This window comes from Pseudomonas sp. GW456-12-1-14-TSB6 (assembly GCF_059424205.1).
Map to the genome: position 1 here is coordinate 1 of NZ_JBWKZE010000058.1, position 10,969 is coordinate 10,969.

The window sequence follows — 10,969 nt, forward strand, 5'->3', positions numbered from 1 at the left end:
GCGTCCCCTAGGGGACTCGAACCCCTGTTACCGCCGTGAAAGGGCGGTGTCCTAGGCCACTAGACGAAGGGGACACACTACAACATTCACTCCCTGCCGCGTTTCGCTGTGTGCTTTACGCTGCAAGTGGCGCGCATTCTATGGATGGATTGAAAGGTCGTCAACCCCCAGATATAAATTTATTTAAATCAATGACTTCGACCTGCTTTACGCACCGTTTCCGGCTTTTGCGTCGCCCGACGATTGACGCCTATATTCCGACACTCGCCAAGGCGTTATAGTCCACGGCACAGGTGATGGCAATCTGCACCCCAAGGGCCAGCATTTATATAAGCCGGTTCCTGGCCGATACAGATTCAGCTTCGCCGATCCAAACCCGTCGAGCGGCGCTAGGCTCCTGTATGCCAAGCCACTACACTCGCACGCGAACCCTATAAAGAGGTCTTACCGGTGACACCACTCATGATCACCCTGCTAGTCATAGCCGGGATCGCAATCTTGATCGCCATTGGCTACATGAACCATGTGGTGGAAAACACCAAACTGGAGAAGGCCCGCACCAAGGTCGAACTCAACGACCGCCTGCGCCGTTGCGGCGAACTGACCGAAACCTTCCCCGGCCAGTTCATGACCCCGGCCCTCAAACTGCTGCTGACTCGCCTCGAGCTGAACGTCTGCCAGCGCCTGCTGAACCTGGAAAAGACCAGCGCCACCACCAAGGCCCGCATCACCGAACTCAGCGCCCTGGTCGCCCAGGGCGAATCGATCCCGGTCAACAACCCGCCGGCCCCGATCCAGACCGAAGCAAAAGCCAAGGACGTCCGCTTCCTCCTCGAAGCCCTCCACGGCCAGATCACCCGCGCCGCCCAGGACGGCTTCCTGCCACCGAACGAAGCCAAACACTGGATCCGTGAAGTACGCCACATCCTCGTGCTGCTGCACATCGAGTTCTTCAACAACCTCGGCCAGCACGCCCTCCAGCAAAACCAACCCGGCCAGGCCCGCCTCGCCTTCGAACGCGGCGTGCAATACCTGCGCAAACAGCAGGACCCGCAAATCTACGCCGAACAACTCCAATACCTGGAAAAACTCCTGGCCCGCGCCAACGCCCAGGTCATGGACAAAATCGCCCCGGTCGAAGGCGAAGAAAACCAACTGACTGCCGGCCTCAAAGATGTCGAGGCTGATGCGGACTGGAAGAAGAAAGTGATTTACGACTGAGTGCAGTCAAAGAGAGAAGCCACCGGGAGGTGGCTTTTTTATTGCCCCCGAGAAAGATCAAAATCAAAAGCGCCCTCACCCCAGCCCTCTCCCGGAGGGAGAGGGAGCCGACCGAGTTGATCGGGAGAGGTACGCCGACATGAAATTCCGAGTCGCATTCAGGTTTTGAAACGCATGCAACTCAACTCACTCTGCTGCACCTTGCACCTTGCACCTTCTGCATCCCCTGCTTCTTCCACTCTTGCTTCTGCTTTGGCTTCGGCTTCGGCTTCGGCTTCCCACCACTCAACACAATGAGCGTTAGCTCGAGTAAGGCTTTTGACGTGCCGGCCCCATCGGAAGGCTGAGTGGAGGGATTTATCCGGGGGTGGGAGCGCAGCGACCGTTTGGCGGAGCCAAACACATCGAGAGGAGGTGCAGCGAAGCAAACCGTAGGCGATGCCCCCGGATGAATCCCGGAACGAAGGAACGCCGAGCCACAGCGAGGGGCCGAACGCCGGGGCCAAGCCTTTTGGTTCCTTTTTGGCGTCTGAAAAAGGGACTCGCCGTAAGGGCGAAACCGCCAGCGGCAGCACCCGAAGTAACGGATATTCACCCCAAACAACCAACAACCTGGTCGGCCTAAAGGCCGCCAAGTCCAAATCAAAGCCGAAAATGCCCAACCATGCCCCTGAGCTCACTCCCCAACTGCGCCAGCTCAACACTCGAAGCCGCATTCCCGCGCATGGCAATCGAAGACTGATCCGCACTCGCCCGAATACTCGTCACACTGCGATTGATCTCCTCGGCCACCGAACTCTGCTCCTCGGCCGCCGCCGCAATCTGCTGGTTCATCTGCTGAATCAACGAAACCGCCGCCGCAATACTCCCCAGCGCGCTTTCGGTCTGCAACGCATCGCTCACCGCCAGTTTCACCAGTTCGCCACTGCTCTGAATCTGCTGCACCGACGAATGCGCCGCCGAACGCAAGGCACTGACCAGCCGCTCGATTTCCTCGGTCGACTGCTGCGTGCGCCGGGCCAGCGCCCGCACCTCATCGGCGACCACCGCAAAGCCCCTGCCCTGCTCGCCCGCCCGCGCCGCTTCGATCGCCGCGTTGAGCGCCAGCAGATTGGTTTGCTCGGCGACACTCTTGATCACTTCCAGCACCGTGCCGATATTCTGGATTTCCGCACTGAGGCTTTCGATGCTCGAACTGGCCGACGTCGCCGAATCCGCCAGTTGCTCGATCCGCGCCATGCTCTGACGCACCACCTGCTGACCGCTTTCAACCTTGCCATCGGCGGTCTGCGCCGCGAGCGCCGCTTCTTCGGCATTACGCGCCACATCGTGCACGGTGGCGGTCATCTGGTTCATCGCCGTCGCCACCTGTTCGGTTTCCTCTTTCTGGCTGCTGACCTCAAGGTTGGTCTGTTCGGTCACCGCCGACAGCGATTGCGCCGAACTGGCCAACTGTTCGATCCCCGCCTGCAACCCGCTGACAATCGTGCTCAAGCCCGCGCCCATCTGCTGCATGGCCAGCATCAACTGACCGATTTCGTCCCGCCGGGTGACCTCGATCGTTGCGCTCAAATCACCGGCCGCAATCTGTTGCGCCACGTGAATCACGCTGCGCAACGGTGCAACGATCAACCGGGTAATCACCCACGCCGCAATCAGCCCGACCAGCAATGCCAACGCCGATGAGCCGATGATCAGCACCGAATTCTTTTTCAGTTCGCTCTGCATGGCGCCGTCTTGCGCGACATAGGCCTGTTGGACCCGTGCCACGACTTCGTCGGCCCGTTGGTGCAGCTGTTGATAGACAGTCTTTTCCTGGGCCAGCAACCCGGTGTACTCGGCCAGCTTGTCGCTGAAACCGGCAATGTGCCCCGACACTTCATTGAGCACCGTCAGATAGCCTTCGTCCTTGACCGTGGACTTGAGCTGTTCGGCCTGGGCCTGAGCCTGGGCAGCCTGCTCGATATTGCCCTGACCTGCGCTGTCATCACCCTTGCGGCTTTGATCCAGGCGTACCCGCGCCTCGTTCATCGCCTGCAACATCAAGCGTGAGACCTGACTGACCTGGCCGGCCTGCTCGATGAATTGCGCCCCGTCCTTGCCCTCACTGTCTTTCAGGGTGTACGCGCCGTCGTCGGCCAGACCGGCCTGCAACACATCGAGATTGTTGGCAACGCTGGACACCGACCAACTGGCCATCTCCAGTGCCAGGTCCTTGGCCTGGGACAACGAGACGAACTCATCGAACGCCTTGCGGTACGCGCCCAATGACTGTTGGACGTCGTTCATGACCGACTCATTGCCCGGCGACAAAACCTTGAGTTGGTCGGCCATGGCAATCAAGCCGTCGACCCCCTCATGCAAGGCATCGACGGTTTTCGGGTTGCCGTGCAAGGCGTAGTCCTGCTCCAGCAGTCGCACCTTGAGCAGGCCACTGTTGAGCGATGACATCTGCTTGAGGCCGTCGAAGCGCTGACTGATGGTCTGCAGGGACCAGACGCCAATCGCCGCCACCAGTGCAGTCAGCAACAACACCAGCACAAACCCGATACCCAGTTTTTTTGCCATACCGAGGTTGGCAAAACGTCCTTGCACGGCCGAAATCATTGCGCGTAGTCCCCTGCCATAGTCTGTAGCCGAAGATTCGCAACGGCCTTGAACCAGCACAAGTCTCTGGCGTCGGAATAATGGCAAAAAGCTACGCACGCGTCGTTTTCAGAACGTTCGAGGTCGATCCATGGCGGTATCGCGAAAAAACTGCCGTGCCCGCGGATCGCAGGCGTAAGCCACGTTGATCCGCTGCCAGTCGCAGGCTTCGCCACTGGGACTGAACGATGTTGTGCAGGACAACTGCACACCGCATCGCAGAGCATGCCAGCGCAGGCGCGCCTCATCGGCCACTGGCGAACGTGCCCAGATGAACAGGCCGCCCGTGGGCTTGCCGAACACCTCCCAGTCAGCGTCTTCCAGCGCCTGAAGAGCAGCCGCACGATCAGTGGAAAGCCGCTGACGCTGACGCTGTACCAGTTTTCGATAGGCGCCACTGGCCAGCATCCCGGCCAGCACCGCCTCGCAGAACCTCGGGGTCCCCATGCAACTGATCATCTTGACCCGCGCCATCCGCTCGATCAGCTCGCCATCGGCCAGCACGAAACCCACCCGTAGCGAGCTGCTCAGGGTCTTGGAAAAACTGCCGACGTAAATCACCCGTCCCTCGTCATCCAGTGCTGCCAGGCGAGTGCCGCTGCCGTTGTGCAGATCGGCGTATACATCGTCTTCGATCAGTCGCAGATCGTAGATCCTGCTCAACTCCAGGATGCGTCGGGCGACCGCCGGCAGCAGGCAACTGCCCGTGGGATTGTGATGGTGACTGTTGACGAACAGCGCGCTGGGCCGAAACTGTTGCAACAACACCTCGAGCGCCTCGACATCCGGCCCGCCCGCCGTACGGCGAACCTCCAGCATGCGCACGCCGTGCAAGCGCAGGAGATCGAACAGCGGCGCATAACCGGGGGTTTCTACCACGACGCAATCACCGGCCTTGAACAAGGTCCGCACGATCAGGTCGAGTGCGTGGCTGGCGCCGGCGGTGGTCATCACCTGCTCGTCAGCAGCCTTGATATTCAGCAATCCGAGGCGCCTGACAATCTGTTCGCGCAACGCCGGCAGCCCAAGAGGCGTGCTGTAGTTGAACAGGCTGGCCATGTCGGCGCGTGTCACCTCGCGGATCGCATAGCCGAGATCATCGGGCTCGCGCCAACTCTCTGGCAGGACGCCACTCCCCAGCGTCAAACCGCCGCGCCATCGGAGGGCCGGATCGCCCCCGGTGCGCTCCCCCTCACAGCCCGAGCCATCGATCGCCTTGCAGCAACCGGGCGACGAAGCCGCCACCATGAATCCCGAGCCCTGACGCGAGGCCAGAACCCCTTGCGCCACCAGCCGCTCGCAAGCCTCCATGACGCAGGACTGGCTGAGCAGATTGCACCGTGCGATCTCCCGCACGGAGGGCAGACGCGTCGTCGGCGGCACCTGCCCCTGCATGATCCACTCGGTCAACCCGTCAACAATCTGCTGTACGACCGGCACCATTGCCTGTCGGTCAATTCTCAATTCCATGAGCACGCAAACTCCTGTCCGTTTTTGCTGGCGGCAGTAAATCACAGCCACGCCCTTGAGGCTGTGCGACAAAACCGCCAAAAGCCTCCGTTCTCACCATTTGAAACACATTGTTTAGCGGACTCACGGAACCGCTCCCGAGGCGAAAAAAAACCCGCCGGTGGGCGGGTCATTCTTTGTCTCGGTCGACGCCACTTTAGAAGGCGGTCACGCCGCCATCCACGGCCAGCGAATGGCCGGTGGTAAAAGCCGCACCGTCGCTGCACAGATACAGCACGGCACTGGCAATTTCCTCGACCTTGCCGATGCGGCCGACCGGGTGCATGGCGTTGGCGAATTCGCCTTTTTTCGGGTCAGCCTCATAGGCGCGACGGAACATGTCGGTGTCGATCACCGCCGGGCATACCGCGTTGACGCGGATTTTCTTCTTGGCGTATTCGATCGCCGCCGACTTGGTCAGGCCGATCACCGCATGCTTGGAGGCGGCATAGATGCTCATCTTCGGCGCGGCGCCCAATCCAGCCACCGACGCGGTGTTGACGATCGCCCCGCCGCCCTGCGCCAGCAGCAACGGCAACTGATACTTCATACACAGCCAGACGCCCTTGACGTTGACGCCCATGATCGCGTCGAACTCGTCCATCGAGCCTTCGGCCAGTTTGCCTTTCTCGATTTCGATCCCGGCATTGTTGAAGGCGTAGTCGAGACGGCCATAGGTATTGATCACCTCGTCCATCAGATTTTTCACTTCGCTTTCGACGGTCACGTTGCAGCGCACGAAGGTCGCTTCGCCACCGGCTGTACGAATCAGCGCCACGGTGCCCTCGCCCCCGGCCGCATCCAGATCGGCCACCACCACTTTCAGACCTTCGGCGGCGAACGCCTGGGCCGTCGCGCGGCCAATGCCGTTGGCCGCGCCGGTGACGACGGCGACCTGACCGGAAAACGTCATGCTCATTGTTATGTCCTCGAATGCGGGGGGATTGATGAAGGCAGCATAGCCACAGGGGCCTGAGTGACGTCAGCACTATCAAAAGGCCGGTTAGGCTTGCATGAATCGCAGTGATGAAACCCCGCCGGGGACTATCACCGTACTGGATCAACCTGCATTCGCCCCGTGAGCCAACCTTGCGGCATCGCCCATGAAGGTCTATCAACAAGGCTTCATTCAATTCGAGTGCCTGTCATGACCAACCAGACCAATCGCCAGTTCCTGCTCGCCAAACGCCCGGTGGGCGCCGCCACCCGCGAGACCTTCACCTATCAGGAAGTCCCGGTCGGCGAGCCGGCGGCAGGGCAGATTCTGGTCAAGAACGAATACCTGTCCCTCGACCCGGCCATGCGCGGCTGGATGAACGAAGGCAAGTCCTACATTCCGCCGGTGGGTCTGGGCGAAGTCATGCGCGCGTTGGGCGTAGGTAAAGTCGTCGCGTCGAACAATCCGGGGTTTGCCGTCGGCGACTACGTCAACGGTGCCATTGGCGTGCAGGATTATTTCCTCGGCGAGCCAAGAGGTTTCTACAAGGTCGATCCGAAACTGGCACCGCTGCCGGTTTATCTGTCCGCACTGGGCATGACCGGCATGACCGCCTACTTTGCCCTGCTCGATGTCGGCGCGCCGAAGGCCGGGGACACCGTGGTGCTGTCCGGTGCCGCGGGCGCGGTCGGCAGCATCGCCGGTCAGATCGCCAAGATCAAAGGCTGCCGGGTGGTCGGCATCGCCGGCGGCGCGGACAAGTGCAAATTTCTGATCGATGAATTGGGCTTCGACGGCGCCATCGACTACAAGAGCGAAGACGTGCTCGCCGGCCTCAAGCGCGAGTGCCCGAAAGGCGTGGACGTGTATTTCGACAACGTCGGCGGCGACATCCTCGACGCGGTGCTGAGCCGTCTGAACTTCAAGGCGCGCGTAGTGATCTGCGGCGCGATCAGCCAGTACAACAACAAGGAAGCTGTCAAAGGCCCGGCCAACTACCTGTCGCTGCTGGTCAACCGCGCGCGGATGGAAGGCTTCGTGGTGATGGATTACGCCGCGCGGTACGCCAGCGCCGCCCAGGAAATGGCCGGCTGGATGGCCAAAGGTCAACTCAAGAGCAAGGAAGACATCGTCGAAGGCCTGGAAACCTTTCCGGAAACCTTGGGCAAACTGTTCAGCGGCGAGAACTTCGGCAAGCTGGTGTTGAAGGTCTGAAAACAAAGAAGGGAGCCATCGGGCTCCCTTCTTTGATGCTTCAGCTGTTCGCTCAGGCCAGTTCGGCAACCACCGAGGCCAGCGCCTTGGCCGGATCCGCCGCCTGGCTGATCGGACGGCCGATCACCAGATAGTCGGAACCGGCATCCAGCGCCTGACGCGGGGTCAGGATGCGACGCTGGTCGTCCTGGGCACTGCCCGCCGGACGAATCCCCGGAGTCACCAGTTGCAGCGACGGGTGCGCGGTTTTCAGCGCAGTGGCTTCCAGCGCCGAGCACACCAGACCGTCCATCCCGGCCTTTTCGGCCAGCGCCGCCAGACGCAGCACCTGCTCCTGCGGCTCGATGTCCAGACCGATACCCGCCAGATCCTCGCGCTCCATGCTGGTCAGCACGGTCACGCCGATCAGCAACGGCTGCGGGCCGCTGCGCTTGTCCAGCTCTTCACGGCAGGCCGCCATCATGCGCAGGCCGCCGGAGCAGTGAACGTTGACCATCCACACACCCATCTCGGCAGCAGCCTTGACCGCCATCGCCGTGGTGTTGGGAATGTCGTGGAATTTAAGGTCGAGGAATACTTCAAAACCCTTGTCACGCAGGGTGCCGACGATTTCCGCAGCGCAGCTGGTGAACAGTTCCTTGCCCACTTTGACCCGGCACAGTTTCGGGTCCAACTGGTCGGCCAGCTTCAGTGCGGCGTCACGGGTAGGGAAATCCAGGGCGACGATGATAGGAGTCTGGCAGGCGGACATGGATGGGCTCTCAGGCAAGTCGAAATCGGCGCGCATTGTAGCGGAACCGGCGGCGGCGCGGCACCCGATGATCGGTAAATCGTCGCGCCAACCGTGATCAGCATAGCCTTGCAGGGTATTGTGTCGAACCCGATACACAACCGACACGCCGGCAACATGCGCCCGCGCTAGCCTCGCCAGCCGCAACAAGTCCTTACAGCAGCCCTTCCCGCCTCACGGCCGGACGCCTATGCTGAAACCACAACCTCGCAGCCTATCTTTGTGGTTGGCGGCCTACTGGCAGATGAACAGCCTCATGCACAACTCCCAAGCCTCCGTGAACGACGAGCAGAAAGACGACAAGCGCTGGAGCATCCGCGCCCTGATCGTCGACGATGACGTGCCGATCCGTGAACTGATGATCGATTACCTGGCCCGCTTCAACATTCACGCCAGCGGCGTCACCGACGGCGCGGCCATGCGCCAGGCGATGCAGGCCGAACATTTCGACGTGGTGGTGCTCGACCTGATGCTGCCCGGCGAAGACGGTCTGTCGCTGTGCCGCTGGCTGCGCGCCGAATCGGACATCCCGATCCTGATGCTCACCGCCCGCTGCGAACCCACCGACCGGATCATCGGCCTGGAACTGGGCGCCGATGACTACATGGCCAAACCGTTCGAACCCCGCGAACTGGTGGCACGGATCCAGACAATTCTGCGTCGGGTGCGCGACGACCGCAGCGAACAGCGTGCGAACATTCGCTTCGACAACTGGCGCCTGAACAGCGTCCTGCGCCAGTTGATCGCCGACGATGGTCTGGTGGTGCCGCTGTCCAACGCCGAATTCCGCCTGCTCTGGGTATTCATCGAACGTCCGCGCCGGGTGCTCAGCCGCGAACAGTTGCTGGACGCCGCCCGTGGCCGCTCGATCGAAGCCTTCGACCGCAGCATCGACCTGCTGGTCTCGCGCCTGCGGCAAAAACTCGGCGACGACCCGAAAGCCCCGCAACTGATCAAGACCGTACGGGGTGAAGGCTACCTGTTCGACGCGCGAGACATCGGCTGATGCGGGCGCGCTTCGACACGCTGTTCGGCCGCCTGTTTGGCATGCTGTTGGTGGCGATCGTCCTGGCGCACCTGCTGGCCTTCGCCTGGTTCCGCCTCTACGGCCCACCGCCCCCGCCACCGCCGCCGGAGTTCTCGCAAAACCTCGACGGTCAACAGCCGGCTCAGGATCCACGCTACCCGCCCCGTCCGCCGCGACCCTGGTTCGGCGGGCCGGTCGTGCCGCTGACCTTCCAGTTCATCTCGCTGATCATCGCCGCCTGGTACGGCGCCAAGCTGCTGACCCGGCCGATCCAGCGTCTGAGCGATGCGGCCGAGCGCCTGAGCGAAGACCTCGACAGCCCGCCACTGGACGAAACCGGCCCGCGGGAAGCACGGCAGGCTGCGTACACCTTCAACCTGATGCAGCAGCGCATCCGCGAACAGGTGCAGCAACGGGCGCGGATGCTCGGCGCCGTCTCCCACGACCTGCGCACCCCGCTGTCGCGGCTGAAACTGCGTCTGGAGAATATCAGCGACGACAAACTGCAGGGCCAGATGCGCCAGGATCTGGACGACATGATCGGCATGCTCGACGCCACCCTCACCTACCTGCACGAACAGCGCACCAGCGAAGCCTTGCAATTGATGGACGTGCAGGCGCTGGTCGAATCACTGTGCGAAAACGCCCAGGATCAAGGCGCTGACGTGCAAGTCAGCGGCCACTGCACCCCGTTGCAGGTACAGCCGATGGCCCTGCGCTCGTGCATCAACAACCTGATGGACAACGCCCTGCGCTACGCCGGCCAAGCGCACATCGAACTGCAAGACCAGCGCGAACAACTGCTGATCCGCGTCATCGACCACGGCCCGGGCATCGCGGCGGACAAGCGTGAAGCGGTATTCGAGCCGTTCTTCCGCCTCGAAGGATCACGCAACCGCAACTCCGGCGGCGTCGGCCTGGGCATGACCATCGCCCGGGAAGCGGCGCAGCGCCAGGGCGGACAACTGACCCTGGAAGAAACGCCCGGCGGCGGCCTGACCGCCGTGATCCAGCTGCCTCGCCACTGAGTTTGACTGTGTACCGGCCGGTACAAACCTCACATACCCACGACACCTTGCACCTTGAGGCTGCATAAGCCGGTACACCCACCGGTTTTCCAGTCCAAGGAGTGAGCCCGATGATCGGTAGCGTCAGCAACTACACGAGCTATACCAGCACCAGCAGCACCTCCACCCAAAACGCCCGCAGCCAGCAGCTGCAAAAAGAACTGTTCGCCAAACTCGACAGCAACGGCGACGGCGCGGTGGATCAGGACGAACTGGGCAGCGCCCTGTCGCAGAAGTCCAACGACGGCCTGCTGGTCAGCCTGAGCAAACAATTCGGCGATCTGGACAGCGACGCCAGCGGCAGCCTCAGCGCCGAAGAAATGACCGCCATGACCCCACCGCCACCGCCCCAAGGCGACCAGGCCCCCAACACCGAACTGGCCGACGCCCTGATCAGCGCCCTGGACGCCGACGGCGACGGCGCCATCAGCAGCGACGAACTGAGCAACGGCCTGACCAGCGCCGGCAGCAGTGCCGACAGCAGCAAAATCTTCTCGGCCCTGGACAAGAACGAAGACGGCGTCGTCAGCCAGGACGAACTCGCCGCCAGCCTCACC

9 protein-coding genes, 1 tRNA gene and 1 pseudogene are annotated in these 10,969 nt (G+C 61.9%); 5 read left to right on the top strand and 6 right to left on the bottom strand.

The window, feature by feature from the left end:
- Window position 1 precedes the first annotated feature (1 nt).
- Window positions 2-74: transfer RNA gene (locus AC07Y2_RS28495), tRNA-Glu, on the bottom strand.
- Between the two features lie 388 nt (window positions 75-462).
- Between AC07Y2_RS28495 and AC07Y2_RS28500 the strand changes: the two genes are divergently transcribed.
- Entirely contained in the window at window positions 463-1,221 is a 759-nt protein-coding gene (locus AC07Y2_RS28500) for a hypothetical protein (protein ID WP_011335462.1), read from the top strand.
- A gap of 642 nt (window positions 1,222-1,863) precedes the next feature.
- Here AC07Y2_RS28500 and AC07Y2_RS28505 read toward each other — a convergent pair.
- The 4 genes and pseudogenes from AC07Y2_RS28505 to AC07Y2_RS28520 all read right to left on the bottom strand — a co-directional run bounded on the left by AC07Y2_RS28505 (window position 1,864) and on the right by AC07Y2_RS28520 (window position 6,295).
- Window positions 1,864-2,745, bottom strand: a complete 882-nt coding sequence (locus AC07Y2_RS28505; RefSeq protein ID WP_371857911.1) for a methyl-accepting chemotaxis protein — start codon at window positions 2,743-2,745, stop codon at window positions 1,864-1,866.
- Window positions 2,725-3,828 (bottom strand): annotated as a pseudogene (locus tag AC07Y2_RS28510) (HAMP domain-containing protein); the annotation flags it as partial. The pseudogene AC07Y2_RS28510 and the gene AC07Y2_RS28505, both read right to left, overlap by 21 nt.
- A gap of 108 nt (window positions 3,829-3,936) precedes the next feature.
- The gene (locus tag AC07Y2_RS28515) at window positions 3,937-5,337 is read right to left on the bottom strand and encodes an aminotransferase-like domain-containing protein (protein ID WP_103387432.1); all 1,401 of its coding nucleotides are present in this window, start codon (window positions 5,335-5,337) and stop codon (window positions 3,937-3,939) included.
- Window positions 5,338-5,533: 196 nt separating this feature from the next.
- Window positions 5,534-6,295 carry an SDR family oxidoreductase gene (locus AC07Y2_RS28520; protein ID WP_007917441.1) on the bottom strand — a complete coding sequence of 254 codons (762 nt, stop codon included), beginning with the start codon at window positions 6,293-6,295 and terminating at the stop codon, window positions 5,534-5,536.
- A 228-nt stretch (window positions 6,296-6,523) separates the two neighbouring features.
- Between AC07Y2_RS28520 and AC07Y2_RS28525 the strand changes: the two genes are divergently transcribed.
- Window positions 6,524-7,528, top strand: coding sequence for an NADP-dependent oxidoreductase (locus AC07Y2_RS28525; protein ID WP_103387433.1), 1,005 nt, complete (start codon window positions 6,524-6,526; stop codon window positions 7,526-7,528).
- 52 nt (window positions 7,529-7,580) lie between these two features.
- On the opposite strand, the gene pyrF is transcribed toward AC07Y2_RS28525, so the two are convergent.
- On the bottom strand, window positions 7,581-8,279 hold the full coding sequence (gene pyrF, locus AC07Y2_RS28530) for an orotidine-5'-phosphate decarboxylase (RefSeq protein ID WP_007960372.1): 699 nt from the start codon (window positions 8,277-8,279) through the stop codon (window positions 7,581-7,583).
- 295 nt (window positions 8,280-8,574) lie between these two features.
- Here pyrF and AC07Y2_RS28535 point away from each other — a divergent pair, with 295 nt between their 5' ends.
- The 3 genes from AC07Y2_RS28535 to xopAW form a co-directional block, all read left to right on the top strand.
- Window positions 8,575-9,324, top strand: a complete 750-nt coding sequence (locus AC07Y2_RS28535) for a response regulator (protein ID WP_039772900.1) — start codon at window positions 8,575-8,577, stop codon at window positions 9,322-9,324.
- On the top strand, window positions 9,324-10,373 hold the full coding sequence (locus tag AC07Y2_RS28540; RefSeq protein ID WP_103387434.1) for a sensor histidine kinase: 1,050 nt from the start codon (window positions 9,324-9,326) through the stop codon (window positions 10,371-10,373). Before AC07Y2_RS28535 ends, AC07Y2_RS28540 begins: the two co-directional genes overlap by 1 nt.
- Window positions 10,374-10,483: 110 nt before the next feature.
- Window positions 10,484-10,969, top strand: a 486-nt coding sequence (xopAW, locus tag AC07Y2_RS28545) for an EF-hand domain-containing protein (RefSeq protein ID WP_178082894.1), incomplete at its 3' end; no start/stop codon positions are given.